10 protein-coding genes are annotated in these 15,509 nt (G+C 63.0%); 3 read left to right on the top strand and 7 right to left on the bottom strand.

Going from position 1 to position 15,509, the window contains the following annotated elements:
- Window positions 1–380: 380 nt before the first annotated feature.
- The 7 genes from M2396_RS14730 to M2396_RS14700 all read right to left on the bottom strand — a co-directional run bounded on the left by M2396_RS14730 (window position 381) and on the right by M2396_RS14700 (window position 9,233).
- Entirely contained in the window at window positions 381–869 is a 489-nt protein-coding gene (locus tag M2396_RS14730; protein ID WP_101316914.1) for an RDD family protein, read from the bottom strand.
- Window positions 870–963: 94 nt separating this feature from the next.
- Window positions 964–1,176, bottom strand: a complete 213-nt coding sequence (locus tag M2396_RS14725) for a cold-shock protein (RefSeq protein ID WP_259075844.1) — start codon at window positions 1,174–1,176, stop codon at window positions 964–966.
- A gap of 335 nt (window positions 1,177–1,511) precedes the next feature.
- A complete protein-coding gene (gene gcvT, locus M2396_RS14720) occupies window positions 1,512–2,636 on the bottom strand; it encodes a glycine cleavage system aminomethyltransferase GcvT (protein ID WP_101316918.1) in 1,125 nt (374 codons plus the stop codon).
- 26 nt (window positions 2,637–2,662) lie between these two features.
- A complete protein-coding gene (locus M2396_RS14715; protein WP_259075711.1) occupies window positions 2,663–4,039 on the bottom strand; it encodes an L-serine ammonia-lyase in 1,377 nt (458 codons plus the stop codon).
- Between the two features lie 69 nt (window positions 4,040–4,108).
- On the bottom strand, window positions 4,109–6,964 hold the full coding sequence (gene gcvP / locus M2396_RS14710) for an aminomethyl-transferring glycine dehydrogenase (protein ID WP_259075709.1): 2,856 nt from the start codon (window positions 6,962–6,964) through the stop codon (window positions 4,109–4,111).
- A gap of 9 nt (window positions 6,965–6,973) precedes the next feature.
- Complete coding sequence (gene gcvH, locus M2396_RS14705) at window positions 6,974–7,357, bottom strand: glycine cleavage system protein GcvH (protein WP_101316925.1); 384 nt, start codon at window positions 7,355–7,357, stop codon at window positions 6,974–6,976.
- 532 nt (window positions 7,358–7,889) lie between these two features.
- Window positions 7,890–9,233: an OprD family porin gene (locus M2396_RS14700; RefSeq protein ID WP_259075707.1), complete on the bottom strand. Its 1,344-nt coding sequence runs from the start codon at window positions 9,231–9,233 to the stop codon at window positions 7,890–7,892.
- 348 nt (window positions 9,234–9,581) lie between these two features.
- On the opposite strand from M2396_RS14700, the gene M2396_RS14695 reads away from it, so the two are divergent.
- The 3 genes from M2396_RS14695 to M2396_RS14685 all read left to right on the top strand — a co-directional run bounded on the left by M2396_RS14695 (window position 9,582) and on the right by M2396_RS14685 (window position 15,355).
- Window positions 9,582–10,853: a TolC family protein gene (locus M2396_RS14695; RefSeq protein WP_259075705.1), complete on the top strand. Its 1,272-nt coding sequence runs from the start codon at window positions 9,582–9,584 to the stop codon at window positions 10,851–10,853.
- A gap of 68 nt (window positions 10,854–10,921) precedes the next feature.
- Window positions 10,922–12,181, top strand: coding sequence for an efflux RND transporter periplasmic adaptor subunit (locus tag M2396_RS14690; protein WP_150571078.1), 1,260 nt, complete (start codon window positions 10,922–10,924; stop codon window positions 12,179–12,181).
- Between the two features lie 24 nt (window positions 12,182–12,205).
- A complete protein-coding gene (locus M2396_RS14685; RefSeq protein ID WP_259075702.1) occupies window positions 12,206–15,355 on the top strand; it encodes an efflux RND transporter permease subunit in 3,150 nt (1,049 codons plus the stop codon).
- Window positions 15,356–15,509: the final 154 nt, after the last annotated feature.

Raw genomic sequence — 15,509 nt, 5'->3', positions numbered from 1 at the left:
CTGGGATGTGGGAATGTGAGCTTATGCGGCTTTTTTGGTGGCTGATCGGGCCCCTTTCGCCTTTACGGCGAGTTACTTTTTTGGCAAACGCCCCAAAAACGTAACCAAAAAAGGGCTTGGCTCCACATCCGGCCCCTTCGCTGCGCTGCGGGGTTCCCTCGCTCCGGTCTTGCTCCCGTGAGGACCGCGCTGTACGGCCCATCCTGGGCCGCAGCGCTTGCCGGCCATCCATGGCCGGCACCTCCCTTCGCAAGACCTGCGCTCGGCCTTCTGAGTCGCCGGTGGATCAAGATCAAAAGCAGATCAAGATCAAGGGCACGCCTCGCTACGCTGGCGCAGAGCGTGAGTGGCGTGGCTGCTATGTTTTCAACGGCCCAGAATCACTTCTTTTGCTTTGGCACCCTCACAAGTTCCGTCTGCGAATAGATGTCATGCCAGCCGCGTTTGCGTTTGTCGAACAATGCCCAGACAAAGCCCAGACCCAGGCACAGCCACGACGCAATCGACACGACAAAACGCAACAGCGCCTGCCACAGGCTGATGGCGCTGCCGTCGGGGTTCTGTACGCGTACGCCCCATACTTGCATGCCCAGGGTCTGGCCGCCGTGGGTCCAGAATTTGGCGAAGAAACCGAACAGCGCGAACAGCAGCACCGTCGACAGCAGCGGGTCGCCATCCAGCGCGCCGGCGTCGGTGAGGGTGCGCATGCGGTCCTGGCCAATGATCGACATCTGGATCAGCTTGTACGCCCCGGCGGTGACGATCAGCAGTGCCGTGCACAGCAGGAAGTCGTAGAACATCGCCGCCAGTCGGCGCCCGAGGCCGGCGGGTGGGAACTCGCCTTGGGGGTGCAGGGTGTGCTTGGGCATGCAGGCAACTCGTCAGGCCAAAAGCGCATTCTATGAAATTGCAGGCGTAAAAAAGCCCCCGCAGGTCAATGCGGGGGCTTTTTTATATCAGTTGTCAGGCGATTACTTGCACTTCATCAGCTTGCAGGCCTTTTTGCCCCTGAGTTGCCACGAAGCTGACCTTCTGGCCTTCTTTCAAGCTCTTGAAGCCGTCGCCCTGGATTGCGCGAAAGTGCACGAACAAGTCCGCGCCGCTTTCCGGGGTGATGAAGCCGTAGCCTTTTTCATCGTTGAACCATTTGACGGTACCGTTCTGACGCTGAGCCATTGTCTTGTTTCCCATGAATCTTCTAGAGGGTGATAACCGCGCACTGCTGGTGCAGGCAGTCGGCAAAATTACGCTGTAGTGCAGGAAACCAAGCGTCGTCGAACGGGTTGTAGCGGACCGCGGCTACTGGCCCAAGTCACGATCAATTGCGACCCATGCAAACACAGTGGGCTGAATGTACGCCAACTTTTGCGACCATGACAAGCCCTCGCATAGCACCCACCAAGAGGATCTCGGGCGCACTGTTCAATAGTGCTCCAGATACCATGGCGCCTGGGCTGGCGCCATTTTCAAAAGGTTATCGAACAGGTTCGAAATCGAATAAGCAGGCCGGCTTAGCCGCGGTAGTAACGTGGCGCAACGAAAGGCATCTTGCTGACTTTCAATGGCACGTTCTTACCCCGCACTACCGCACTCAGGGGAGTGTCGAGTGCGGTGTGGGCGAGATCCACGTAGCCCATCGCAAGCGGTGCTCCCAGGGTCGGACCGAAGCCGCCGCTGCAGACCTTGCCGACTACCTTGCCTGAGGCATCGACAATCTCGGCGCCCTCACGCACCGGAGTCCGTTCCTGCGGCAGCAAACCGACCCGTCTACGCGCCACCCCCTGGTGCTGCTGGGCGAAGATCTGCTCGGCACCGGGGAAGCCACCGGCACGTTCGCCGTCGGCGCGGCGTACCTTGGATATGGCCCAGAGCAGGCTGGCCTCGATTGGTGTGGTCGCGCTGTCCATGTCATGCCCATACAGGCACAGGCCGGCTTCCAGGCGCAGCGAGTCCCGCGCGCCAAGGCCGATGGCCTGCACTTCAGGCTCTTGCAGCAGGCGCCGGGCCAGCAGCTCTGCACCTTCGGCCGGTACCGAAATCTCGTAACCATCTTCGCCGGTGTAACCCGAGCGGCTGACGTAGCAGTCCAGACCGAGCAACTTGACTGCACGGAACTGCATGAAGGTCATGCTCGCCACCTCTGGCGCCAGGCGCGCCAGCACCGTTGCTGCGGCCGGGCCTTGCAGGGCCAGGAGCGCACGCTCGGTAAACAGCGGCTGGATCTCGCACTGGCCTTCGAGGTGTTGGCGCAGGTGCGCCAGGTCCTGCTCCTTGCAGGCAGCATTGACCACCAGCAGCAACTCATCGTTGCCCAGGTTGGCCACCATCAAGTCATCCAGAATGCCGCCAGCGTCGTTGGTGAACATCGCATAACGCTGCATGCCGACTGGTAGGTCGATGATGTCGACCGGTACCAGGGTTTCCAGCGCCTGCGCCGCAGCGCTGCCGCTGAGGCGGATCTGGCCCATGTGCGAGACGTCGAACAAACCGGCCTGGGCGCGGGTGTGCTGGTGTTCCTTGAGCACGCCGAGCGGGTACTGCACCGGCATGTCATAACCGGCGAACGGCACCATGCGCGCGCCCAGTTCCAGGTGCAGCGCGTGCAGCGGGGTCTTGTGCAGCTGTACTTCGGACATCGGTGACTCCTTGAGAGTGGTTCAGATCAACATTCGATGATGTTGACGGCCAGACCGCCGCGGGCGGTCTCCTTGTATTTGCTTTTCATGTCGGCGCCGGTCTGGCGCATGGTGCGGATCACCTTGTCGAGCGAGACGAAGTGCTGGCCATCGCCGCGCAAGGCCATGCGCACGGCATTGATCGCCTTGACCGAGCCCATCGCGTTGCGCTCGATGCACGGCACCTGGACCAGCCCGCCAATCGGGTCGCAGGTCAGCCCGAGGTTGTGCTCCATGCCGATTTCGGCGGCGTTCTCGACTTGCTGGGCAGTGCCGCCCATGACCTCGCACAGCGCCCCGGCAGCCATCGAACAGGCTACGCCGACCTCGCCCTGACAGCCGACTTCGGCGCCGGAAATCGACGCGTTTTCCTTGTACAGAATGCCGATCGCTGCGGCGGTCAGCAGGAACCGCACCACGCCGTCCTCGTTGGCACCGGGCACAAAGCGCATGTAGTAGTGCAGCACGGCCGGGATGATCCCGGCGGCACCGTTGGTGGGCGCTGTGACCACGCGCCCGCCGTTGGCGTTTTCTTCGTTGACCGCCAGTGCATACAGGTTGACCCAGTCGAGCACTGACAAGGCATCGCGCAGGCTGGCTTCCGGGTGCTGGCTGAGCTGACGGTACAGCGCCGCCGCACGGCGTTTGACCTTGAGTCCTCCAGGCAGGATGCCTTCGTGCTGGCAGCCGGCAGTGACGCAGTCCTGCATGACCTGCCAGATCCGCAGCAGGCCGTCCCGGGTTTCCTGTTCCGGTCGCCAGGCCGCTTCGTTGGCCAGCATCACCTGGCTGAACGAAAGCTGCTGCGCGCTGCAATGGGCGAGCAACTGTTTGCCGGTGGTGAACGGGTAGGCCAGGACGGTGCGGTCTTCGACGATGCGGTCGTGCCCGGCCGCTTCTTCATCGACCACGAAGCCGCCGCCAACCGAGTAATACTCGCGGCTGCGCAACTGCAAACCGGCCTCGTCGAAGGCGCGAAAGATCATGCCGTTGGGGTGATAGTCGAGCGGCTTGCGGATCATCGCCAGGTGCTGCTTTTCGTGAAAGGCGATTTCGTGCTCACCGAGCAGGCACAGCCGGCCACTGCTGCGAATAGCCTGCAGACGCGGGGCGATGCTGTCGGTATCGACGCTGTCGGGCTGGGCGCCTTCAAGGCCGAGCAGCACCGCCTTGTCGCTGCCGTGGCCCTTGCCGGTGGCACCGAGCGAGCCATACAGCTCGGCCTTGACGCTGGTCGTCTGGCTCAGCAGGCCGTCGCGGCGCAGGCCTTCGGCGAAGCGCGCGGCCGCGCGCATCGGCCCAACCGTGTGTGAGCTGGAGGGGCCGATGCCAATTTTGAACAGGTCGAACACGCTCAGGGACATGGATTGCTCCTCGGAACAGGCCTGGCTGTCGGGTGCGCCCGCCTCCAGTGGAGGCGGGCGAGGCGGCTATCAGACGTCCTGATAGCTCTCGATCGACGGGCAGGCGCAGATCAGGTTGCGATCACCAAACACGTTGTCGACCCGACCCACTGGTGGCCAGTACTTGGCTTCAACCAGGCTTGGCAGCGGGTACACCGCCTGCTCGCGGCTGTAGCCGTGGGCCCATTCACCGACCAGCTCGGCGGCGGTGTGAGGGGCGTTCTTCAGCGGGTTGTCATCCTTGTCCAGGTAGCCGTTTTCGACGGCGCGGATCTCTTCGCGAATCTTGATCATGGCATCGCAGAAGCGGTCCAGTTCTTCCCGCGATTCACTTTCGGTCGGCTCGATCATCAACGTGCCGGCCACCGGGAACGACATGGTCGGGGCGTGGAAGCCGTAGTCGATCAGGCGCTTGGCCACGTCATCGACGCTGATGCCGCTGCTGTCCTTGAGCGGGCGCAGGTCAAGAATGCACTCGTGCGCCACCAGGCCATTGCTGCCGGTGTACAACACAGGATAGTGCTCTTCCAGGCGGCGGGCGATGTAGTTGGCGTTGAGGATGGCCATCTGCGAGGCGCGGGTCAGGCCAGCGCCACCCATCATGCGGATGTACATCCAGGTGATCGGCAGGATGCTGGCGCTGCCGAACGGCGCGGCGCAGACCGCACCGGTGGTGTTTTCCAGCGCGGCGTGGCCGGGCAGGAACGGCGCCAGGTGTGACTTGACGCCAATCGGGCCGACGCCCGGGCCGCCACCGCCGTGGGGGATGCAGAAGGTCTTGTGCAGGTTTAGGTGCGAGACGTCGCCACCGAACTTGCCCGGCGCGCACAGGCCGACCATGGCGTTCATGTTGGCGCCGTCGATGTACACTTGGCCGCCGTTGTCATGGATGATCGCGCAGATTTCGCCGATGGCTTCCTCGAACACGCCATGGGTGGACGGGTAGGTGATCATGATCGCTGCCAGCTGCTCGCGGTGCTCGACGGCCTTGGCGCGCAGGTCGGCGATGTCGACGTTGCCGCGTGCATCGCAGGCGGTCACTACCACACGCATACCCGCCATGTGCGCGGTAGCCGGGTTGGTGCCGTGTGCCGACGACGGGATCAGGCAGATATTGCGGTGCGCGTCACCACGGCTGCGGTGGTAGGCACGGATCGCCAGCAAGCCGGCGTACTCGCCCTGGGAGCCGGCGTTGGGTTGCAGCGACACCGCGTCATAGCCGGTGGCAGCGCAGAGCATCGCCTCCAGCTCGTTGGTCATCTGCAGGTAGCCCTGGCTTTGCTCGGCGGGGGCGAACGGGTGCAGGTTGCCGAATTCGGCCCAGGTTACCGGGATCATTTCGCTGGCGGCGTTGAGCTTCATGGTGCAGGAGCCCAGCGGGATCATGCTGCGGTCCAGCGCCAGGTCCTTGTCGGCCAGCTTGCGCAGGTAGCGCATCAGCTCGGTTTCGCTGTGGTAGCGGTTGAACACCGGGTGTTCGAGGATCGCCGACTGCCGACGCAGCGCTGCTGGCAGGCGAGACTCATCGGCCGCAGCCAGGGCGGCGAAGTCAGGCAGCGACTGCTCGCCGGCAAATAGCTGCCAGAGTGCTTCGACGTCAGCCTGGGTGCTGGTTTCATCAAGCGACAGGCCCAGTTGCTCGGCGTCGATCTGGCGCAGGTTGATGCGCTGCTCGCGGGCCTTTTGGTGCAGGGCGGCGGTGGTTGCGCCGGTGGCCAGGGTCAGCGTGTCGAAATACGCCTGGGTCTGCAGGGTGACGCCCAGTTGCTGCAGGCCAGCGGCGAGAATTGCGGTGAGCGCGTGAGTACGCTCGGCGATGCGCTTGAGGCCAGCCGGGCCGTGGTAAACGGCATACATGCCGGCGATGTTGGCCAGCAGGACCTGCGCGGTGCAGATGTTGCTGGTGGCCTTCTCGCGGCGGATATGTTGCTCGCGGGTCTGCATGGCCAGGCGCAGGGCGGTCTTGCCGAAGCGGTCGATCGACACGCCGACCAGGCGGCCTGGCATATCGCGTTTGAATGCATCGCGGGTGGCGAAGTAGGCCGCATGCGGGCCGCCGAAGCCCAGCGGCACGCCGAAGCGCTGCGCGCTGCCGATGGCCACGTCGGCTTCGAATTCACCGGGTGGGGTCAGCAAGGTCAGCGCCAGCAGGTCAGCGGCCACCGCGACCAGGGCGTTGCCGGCGTGCAGGCGCTGGACCAGTTCGCGGTAGTCGAACACATCGCCATTGCTGGCCGGGTATTGCAGCAGCGCGCCGAAGAAGCGGCTGGTGTCATCCAGTGTGCGCTCGTCACCGATTACCACTTCGATGCCCAACGGCTCGGCACGGGTGCGCAGCACGTCGAGGGTCTGCGGGTGGCAATGCTGCGAAGCGAAGAAGCTGTGGCTGGCCTTGTTTTTCGACAGGCGCTTGCAGAAGGTCATGGCTTCGGCGGCGGCGGTGGCTTCGTCGAGCAGCGAGGCGTTGGCGATCGGCAGTCCGGTCAGGTCACTGATCATGGTCTGGAAGTTCAGCAGGGCTTCCAGGCGGCCTTGGGAGATCTCTGGCTGGTAAGGCGTGTAGGCGGTGTACCAGGCCGGGTTTTCCAGCAGGTTGCGCAGGATCGGGGCAGGCGTGTGGGTGTTGTAGTAGCCCTGGCCGATCAGGCTTTTGAACAGCTGGTTCTTGCCAGCGATGGCTTTCAGCGCGGCAAGCGCCTCGGCTTCACTCTGGCCGTCGCTGCTGCCGAGCACACTGGTGCCCTTGATGCTGTCGGGGATCACCGCGGCGCTCATGGCGTCGAGGCTGTCAAAACCCAACTTGGCGAGCATGCTCTGCTCGTCAGCGGTGCGCGGGCCGATATGGCGGGCGATGAATTCGTCGGCAGTGCCGAGGTTACTGGTCATGGTCGGTCCTCAAGCGTCAGCGTTGGCTTTGATCAGGCGGTCGTAGGCATCCTGGTCAAGCAGTTTAGCCACGGCGTCGGCATCGGCCGGCTGGAAGCGGAAAAACCAGCCTGCGCCCAACGGGTCTTCGTTGACCAGTTCAGGGTTGTCAGCCAGTTGCTGATTGACCTCGAGCACTTCACCGGTCAGCGGCATGTACACGCCACTGGCGGCTTTCACTGATTCCACGGTGGAGGCTTCTGCGCCTTGCTCGTAGTGCTGCAGCTCAGGCAGTTGCACGTACACCACGTCCCCCAAGGCGTTCTGGGCAAAGGCGGTGATGCCTACGGTGACGCTGCCGTCGGCTTCGCTGCGCAGCCATTCGTGATCTTCAGTGAAACGCAATTCGCTCATGGGGATTCCTCAAGGAAACAGGGCGTTGGCGCGGTCTTCCGCGCTCTTGGGTTGAGGATTGGTTAGCAATAACGTTGCCAATTGAAAAATATTGAATAAATTCAATGACTTGATTTTATTTCGGGCTAATTGTTGGCAGATATTGGAATGATTTCGATACGGGCGGGGTGGGGTAGAAATGCTTAGAGGTATCAAACCCTTGCATATGTGGCGCTTCGGCATGTCGGAACGTATTCGATACGGTGTGTTGAAATCGATACGGTGGTGTTTGGAAAGGGGCCGCTTTGCGGCCCTTCGCGGGTGAACCCGCTCCCACAGGGTTTTGCAGCGCAGTCCAATCTGTGGGAGCGGGTTCACCCGCGAAGGGCCGCAGAGCGGCCCGAATGTGGCAGGTGTAAGCCTTGATACGGGTCCATCCGGTATTTGCAGGTGGAGCGTGGCCAAAAAAAAGGCGCCCAGCAGGGCGCCAAAAGATCCACCTTTACCAAAGGAGCGCTTGGCTACTCAAGGTGAATGGGTACAACTTGCGGTATTACAGGATCGACAACGGGTATTCGATGATCAGGCGAACTTCATCCAGGTCCGATTCAAAGGCGGTAGCGCGGGTGTTGGCCTGGCGCATGCGCACTGACAAGTCCTTGGCCGGGCCCGCCTGCACCACGTACTTGACCTCGATGTTGCGCTCCCAGCGTTTCTGCTCGGTGAGCGGGTCGCCGTTGCTGTCAGTACGCAGGTAGAAGCGGTTGGCGTTGCTGTAGTCCGCGCCGCTGCCACGGGCATAACGGGTCATGAACGACAGCCCGGGGATCCCATAGCTGGCCATGTCCAGGTCGTAGCGCAGCATCCATGAGCGCTCTTTCGGCGAGTTGAAATCGCTGTACTGGATCGAGTTGTCGACAAAGATCGAATCCGACTGGCGCAGGTAATCGAAATCGTCGTCGCCGTTGTTGCGCTGGTGTGACAGGGCCAACGTATGCGCGCCAAATTGAACGCCTACTTTGGCGCTCCAGATGTTGTTGTTGAATTCGCCCAGGCGCTGTTTGCCTTGATCGACAGCCTTGTAGTAATTGGCACCGCCGATCAACGCCAATTGATCGCTCAACGGATAATTCAGGCTGATGCCGGTGTAGTACTGATTCCACACGTCTTTCAACTGACTGGCATAGGCGCTGACACTGATGGTGTCGTTGACCTGGTAATCACCGCCGCCGTAGCCGATCCACGGTGAGCCCACTGCGCCGCCGTAGAACGTGACGAAGCTGTCATTGAGGTCGCTGGAGACCGGCTGGCTCATTGCATGCAGGCGGCCACCTTGCACGGTCAGGCCATCGATGCTGGTGTTCTCGACGGTGACGCCACGAAAACTCTCTGGCAGCAGCCGCGAATCGCCGGCAGCCACCACTGGCGTCGACGGGAACACATCACCGACTCTGACCGTGGTGTCGAACAGGCGCACCTTGGCCGCAGCGCCGAGTTTGCTGTACTCATCGCGGGCCTCGCCATTGCTGGCGACAGGCAGGATGTCGAAGGAGCTGCGGCCGCCGTTGCGCCCGTCGCCGGTGTCGAGTTTCAGCCCGAGCATGGCAAAGGCGTCGATACCGAAGCCGACTGTACCTTGGGTGAAGCCGGAACTGAAACGGCTGATGATCGCGTGGGCCCAGGCCTCGGAGTAGCCGTTGGTATTGCCCTTGCCGCTGTTGTAAGTGGGCGCTGCCGCGCTGCGATCATCCCGATTGAAATAGAAATTGCGGTTGAGGACGGTCAGGCTACTGCCTTCGATAAAACCTTCGGCTTGGTCAGCAGCGTTAGCCGAAACTGCATAAGTTGCCGATAACGCGGAACTTGCCGCTACACACAGCGCTAGTTTGACATTCATCCAGAGCTCCCCTGATACGGCAGTTTTTATTAGTGTGCCAAAGGTTGTTTTTATGAAATCTGCCTCGGCGGCGCAGGGATATTTGCGCTGGATATATCGTTGCAGTCAGAAGATAACGGCAGGGTAATCCGATCATTACAATTTGGTCATTTGCCTGTTGCCCGACCACGTCAACGGGACGCGCTGGAAAGTTACGCCGCATTCACTTCCTTGCAAAATTGTAATGTTGCCGCCACCGCGCTGATAGCTGCCGTTCATTAGCGTGCCTGCACTTGATTCAACAGGGCTTGGCGGCGGCCGCAGGGTGCTTGCCAGGTTTCAGTGAAATGTGTGCAGAGGACCCTTACCGTGCCCCGGTTCAACCGTTCCACCTTGATCAGCAAGCCAGCCTGGGCGTGCCGGCTGCTGGCTGTCTGCGCGCTGATCGGCGCCGGCCTGCCCGCGCCGGCACTGGCCCAGGGCCTGAGTTTGACCCAGGCCCTGGCCCAGGCCATGGCGGCCAACCCGCAGTTGGCAGCTGCCCGCCAGGAAATCGGCATCGCTCAAGGTGCGCGTGACCAGGCTGGGGTCATGCCCAACCCTGAGCTGTCTTACGAGGTTGAAGACACTGACCGCAACAGCAGCACGACCACGGTCACGCTCAGCCAGGCGCTGGAGCTGGGTGGCAAGCGTGGTGCGCGCATCGAAGCTGCCAGCTACGGCCAGAGCGTCGCCCAGCTGGAGCTGGCGCGTCAGGTCAACAGCCTGCGCGCCGATGTTGTAGAGGCCTTTCATGCCGCGCTGCGCGCGCAGGTCGGGGTCGATCTGGCGCGCCAGTCGCAGCAGCTCGGCGAACGCGGCCTGAAGGTTGTCGATGGCCGGGTGCGGGCGGGCAAGTCGTCGCCGGTCGAGGCGACCCGCGCCCAGGTCGAGCTGGCCGAAGCGCGCCTGCAGTTGCGCCGGGCTGAAACCGAACAGGCCATGGCTTACCAGAACCTGGCCCTGATCAGCGGCAGCGCCACTGCCGATGTTCAGCGGCTGGATGCGCCGAGCCTGTCGCCTGGCTTGCCGCCATCCTCCGTCGACCTGCTGGCCCGGCTCGAGCAGACCGCCGAGATGCGCCACGCGCTTGCCGTGATCGACCAGAGCGATGCCGCGCTTGGCTCGGAAAAGGCCCTGCGCGTGCCCAACCTCACCGTCAGTGTCGGCAGCCAATACGACCGCACCGTGCGCGAGCGGGTCAACGTGGTCGGCCTGTCGATGCCGTTGCCGCTGTTCGATCGCAACCAGGGCAACGTGCTCTCGGCGGCGCGCCGCGCCGATCAGGCGCGCGACCAACGCAACGCGGTCGAGCAGCGGCTGCGCAGTGAAACCCAGACCGCGCTGCTGCAATGGACCCGCGCAATGCACGAGGTCGAGACCTACGAGCAGACCATCCTACCGGCAGCCCAGCAGGCGCTCGACAGCGCTACCCGCGGTTTCGAAATGGGCAAGTTCGGCTTTATCGAAGTGCTCGATGCCCAGCGCACCTTGATCACCGCACGCGGCCAGTACCTCGACTCGCTGGGCGCCGCCAGTGCTGCCCGGGCGCAAGTGGAACGCATCTACGGCGACCTTGATGGTGCCGTTGCCGCGCGTTGAGCGGCCAGACGCTTTATTCGGTACCTGGCGGCTGAGCCCGTCACTGCCCACGATCAGCAGGAGTAGCAATGAACAACACACGCAAGATCGCCCTCGCGGTTGCCGCCGTGGCCGCCCTCGGCCTGGGCAGCCTGCTCTGGAGCTCGAATGCCGAGCAGCACGCCGATGCCCATGGCAAGGATGACGATCATGGCCATGCCGAGACGCAGGCGACGCCAGCCAAAAACTCAGGCGAGGATGATCACGACCACCAGGAAGGCGCTGAAGACGAGCACGCCGAAGCAGGCCATGGAGAAGAGGAGGGCAAGCTGACCCTCAGTGCTGAGCAGATCAAGGCTGCGGGCATCGTCCTCGCCCCTGCAGGGCCACGCCAGCTCGGCACCGTGGTGAGCTTCCCGGGTGAAATCCGCTTCGACGAAGACCGCACCGCGCACGTGGTGCCGCGGGTGCCTGGCGTGGTCGAAAGCGTGCAGGCCAATCTCGGCCAGGCGGTGCGCAAGGGCCAGGTTCTGGCGGTGATCGCCAGCCAGCAGATCTCCGACCTGCGCAGCGAACAGCAGGCCGCCCAGCGCCGACTGGAGCTTGCCCGGCTGACCTTCACCCGCGAACAACAGTTGTGGCAGGACAAGATTTCTGCCGAGCAGGACTACCTGCAGGCGCGCCAGGCCCTGCAAGAGGCTGAGATTGCCCAGGCCAATGCCCGCCAGAAAATCGCCGCAATCGGCTCTGCCATCGGGGCCGCTGGCGGCAACCGCTACGAACTGCGAGCACCGTTCGATGCAGTGGTGGTGGAGAAGCACCTGAGCGTCGGCGAAGTGGTCAGCGAGGCCACCAACGCGTTCATTCTGTCTGACCTCAGCCAGGTCTGGGCGACGTTTGCGGTGCCGCCCAGTGACTTGAACAAGGTCACCACCGGCCGCGCGGTCAAAGTGTCCTCGCCAGACATGAATGCCGAAGTCGACGGCAAGGTCGGCTATGTCGGCAGCCTGCTCGGTGAGCAGAACCGCGCGGCGACCGTGCGCGTCACCCTGACCAATCCCGAGGGCGCCTGGCGCCCGGGCCTGTTCGTGAATATCGCGGTCACGGCGCAGTCGGCCCAGGTCGCCGTGGCCGTGCCCGAGTCGGCCGTGCAAACCCTCGAAGCACAGCCTGCGGTATTCGTGCGCAGCGTCGACGGCTTCGAGGCGCACCCGGTCAGCCTTGGTCGGCGTGACGGCGGTTATGTGGAAATCACCACGGGCCTGCAGGCCGGTGTCGAGGTCGCTGCCAGTGGCAGTTTCACGCTCAAGTCGGAGCTGGGCAAGGCCACTGCCGAGCACAGCCACTGATGCGCCGCGAAAGGAAGATTGCCCATGTTTGAACGTCTTATCAGATTCGCCATCGAGCAGCGTATTGTGGTCATGATCTCGGTGCTGATCATGGCTGCGGTCGGGGTCTACAGCTACCAGAAGCTGCCCATCGATGCGGTCCCGGATATCACCAACGTCCAGGTTCAGATCAACACCGCCGCACCAGGCTATTCACCGCTGGAAACCGAGCAGCGCATCACCTTTGCCGTGGAAACGGCCATGGCCGGCCTGCCGGGGCTGCTGCAGACCCGCTCGCTGTCGCGCTCGGGCCTGTCGCAGGTCACGGTGATTTTCAAGGACGGCACCGACATCTTCTTCGCCCGGCAGCTGGTCAACGAGCGTCTGCAGGTGGCCAAGGCGCAATTGCCGCAAGGCGTCGAAGCGATCATGGGGCCGGTATCGACCGGGCTCGGCGAGATTTTCCTGTGGACCGTCGAGACCGAGCCTGGCGCGTTGAAGGAAGACGGTACGCCCTACACCCCGACCGACCTGCGGGTGATCCAGGACTGGATCATCAAACCGCAGTTGCGCAACGTGCCCGGGGTTGCCGAAATCAACACCATTGGCGGCTACGCCAAGCAGTACCAGATTGCGCCCGATCCCAAGCGCCTGGCTGCCTACAAGCTGACCTTGAATGATTTGCTGACTGCCCTGGAAAGCAACAATGGCAACGTTGGCGCCGGCTACATCGAGCGCAGTGGCGAGCAATTGCTGATCCGCGCACCAGGCCAGGTGGGCACTGTCGATGACATCGCCAACATCGTCATCAGCAGCGTTGGCGGCGCGCCGATCCGCGTCAGCAATGTCGCCGAAGTCAGCATCGGCAAGGAACTGCGCTCCGGCGCTGCCACCGAGAACGGCCGTGAGGTGGTGCTCGGCACCGTGTTCATGCTGATCAACGAGAACAGCCGCAGCGTGTCGCAAGCTGTTGCCAGCAAGCTCGCCGAGATCAACCGCACGCTGCCCAAGGGCGTGGTGGCGGTCACCGTCTATGACCGCACCAATCTGGTCGAAAAAGCCATTGCCACGGTCAAGAAGAACCTGATCGAAGGGGCGATCCTGGTCATCGTGATTCTGTTCCTGTTCCTCGGCAATATCCGCGCGGCGTTGATCACGGCGATGGTGATCCCGCTGTCGATGCTGTTCACCTTCACCGGCATGTTCAACAACAAGGTCAGCGCCAACCTGATGAGCCTGGGCGCGCTGGACTTCGGCATCATTGTCGACGGCGCGGTGGTGATCGTGGAAAACGCCATCCGACGTCTGGCCCATGCCCAGCACAAGCACGGGCGCATGCTGAGCAAGACCGAGCGTTTCCATGAGGTGTTCGCGGCGGCCCGCGAGGCGCGCCGGCCGTTGATCTTCGGTCAGTTGATCATCATGGTGGTGTACCTGCCGATCTTTGCCCTTACCGGGGTCGAGGGCAAGATGTTCCACCCGATGGCGTTCACCGTGGTGCTGGCGCTGCTCGGCGCGATGATCCTGTCGGTGACGTTCGTGCCTGCCGCGATTGCCATGTTCGTCACCGGCAAGGTCAAGGAAGAGGAAGGCGTGGTCATGCGCACCGCGCGCCAGGGCTACCAGCCGGTGCTGCGCTGGGTGCTAGAGCATCGCCGGTTTGCCTTCGCCGGGGCGTTCATCGTGGTACTGCTCAGCGGCGTGCTGGCGACGCGCATGGGCAGCGAGTTCATCCCCAGCCTGAGCGAGGGTGATCTGGCCTTGCAGGCGTTGCGTGTGCCGGGCACCAGCCTGACCCAGTCGGTCGACATGCAGCAGCGTCTGGAAAAAGCCATCATTGAGCAGGTCCCAGAGGTGGAACGGATATTTGCCCGTACCGGCACCGCCGAGATCGCCTCCGACCCGATGCCGCCGAACATCTCCGATGCCTACATCATGCTCAAGCCGCAGAGTCAGTGGCCCGACCCGAGCCTGTCGCGGGAGGCATTGATCGCCCAGGTGCAGAAGGCAGCCGCCAGCGTGCCGGGAAGCAACTATGAGCTATCGCAGCCGATTCAGTTGCGTTTCAACGAGCTGATCTCCGGTGTGCGCAGTGATGTTGCGGTCAAGGTTTTCGGCGATGACATGGATGTGCTCAACCGCACTGCGGCCAAGATCGCCACGGCGTTGCAGGGCGTGCCAGGCGCGTCCGAGGTCAAGGTCGAACAGACCACCGGCTTGCCGGTACTGACCATCAATATCGACCGCGACAAGGCCGCACGTTATGGCCTGAGCATGGGCGCTGTGCAGGACGCCATCGCCATCGCGGTAGGTGGCCGTGAGGCTGGCACCTTGTATGAAGGCGACCGCCGTTTCGACATGGTGGTGCGCCTCTCGGAGACCTTGCGCACCGACGTTGCCGGGCTGTCCAGCCTGTTGATCCCGGTGCCGGCAAGCGCCGCCAGCGGGGCCCAGCAGATTGGCTTCATCGCCTTGTCGCAGGTGGCCAGCCTGGACCTGCAGTTGGGGCCCAACCAGATCAGCCGCGAGAACGGCAAGCGCGTGGTGGTGGTCAGCGCCAACGTGCGCGGGCGTGACCTTGGCTCGTTCGTCGCGCAGGCCAGCGAGACCCTGGCCAGCACGGTCGCCATCCCGGCAGGTTACTGGACCAGCTGGGGCGGCCAGTTCGAGCAGTTGCAGTCGGCGGCCAAGCGGCTGCAGATCGTGGTGCCGGTGGCTTTGCTGTTGGTCATGACCTTGCTGTTCTTGATGTTCAACAACCTCAAGGACGGCTTGCTGGTATTCACCGGGATTCCCTTTGCCCTGACCGGCGGGGTGGTGGCGCTGTGGCTGCGTGATATCCCGCTGTCGATTTCGGCTGGGGTCGGCTTTATTGCCTTGTCCGGGGTCGCGGTGCTCAACGGACTGGTGATGATCGCGTTCATCCGTGGGCTGCGTGAGGAGGGTCGCAGTGTCAGGCTGGCCGTGGATGAAGGAGCGCTGACCCGGTTGCGACCGGTGTTGATGACGGCGCTGGTGGCGTCGCTCGGCTTCATCCCGATGGCCTTGGCCACCGGCACCGGCGCTGAGGTGCAACGGCCGCTGGCGACCGTGGTGATTGGCGGGATTCTGTCGTCTACGGCGTTGACGCTGCTGGTGTTGCCGGCGCTGTATCACTGGGTGCATCGGCGTGATGATGAGGTAGAGCAGGCTTGAAGTAGTTGCCCAACAAAAAACCCACAATGCAGATTGTGGGTTTTTTTATTGAAGATTGAATAGAGCGGGGCCGCTGCGCGGCCCTTCGCGGGTGAACCCGCTCCCACAGGTTGATAAGTTAACTCACAACCCTGTGGGAGCGGGTTCACCGGGA

The organism is Pseudomonas sp. BIGb0278 (assembly GCF_024809895.1).
GTDB lineage: Bacteria > Pseudomonadota > Gammaproteobacteria > Pseudomonadales > Pseudomonadaceae > Aquipseudomonas > Aquipseudomonas shirazensis.
The sequence above is the reverse complement of the archived record's forward strand: the minus strand, read 5'-3'. Positions and strand labels throughout refer to the sequence as shown.

Bases quoted from the DNA above. Each gene is read 5' to 3' on its own strand.
- M2396_RS14730 (WP_101316914.1), bottom strand. From the start codon at position 869: ATGCCCAAGCACACCCTGCACCCCCAAGGCGAGTTCCCACCCGCCGGC.
- M2396_RS14725 (WP_259075844.1), bottom strand. From the start codon at position 1,176: ATGGCTCAGCGTCAGAACGGTACCGTCAAATGGTTCAACGATGAAAAA.
- gcvT (WP_101316918.1), bottom strand. From the start codon at position 2,636: ATGTCCGAAGTACAGCTGCACAAGACCCCGCTGCACGCGCTGCACCTG.
- M2396_RS14715 (WP_259075711.1), bottom strand. From the start codon at position 4,039: ATGTCCCTGAGCGTGTTCGACCTGTTCAAAATTGGCATCGGCCCCTCC.
- gcvP (WP_259075709.1), bottom strand. From the start codon at position 6,964: ATGACCAGTAACCTCGGCACTGCCGACGAATTCATCGCCCGCCATATC.
- gcvH (WP_101316925.1), bottom strand. From the start codon at position 7,357: ATGAGCGAATTGCGTTTCACTGAAGATCACGAATGGCTGCGCAGCGAA.
- M2396_RS14700 (WP_259075707.1), bottom strand. From the start codon at position 9,233: ATGAATGTCAAACTAGCGCTGTGTGTAGCGGCAAGTTCCGCGTTATCG.
- M2396_RS14690 (WP_150571078.1), top strand. From the start codon at position 10,922: ATGAACAACACACGCAAGATCGCCCTCGCGGTTGCCGCCGTGGCCGCC.
- M2396_RS14685 (WP_259075702.1), top strand. From the start codon at position 12,206: ATGTTTGAACGTCTTATCAGATTCGCCATCGAGCAGCGTATTGTGGTC.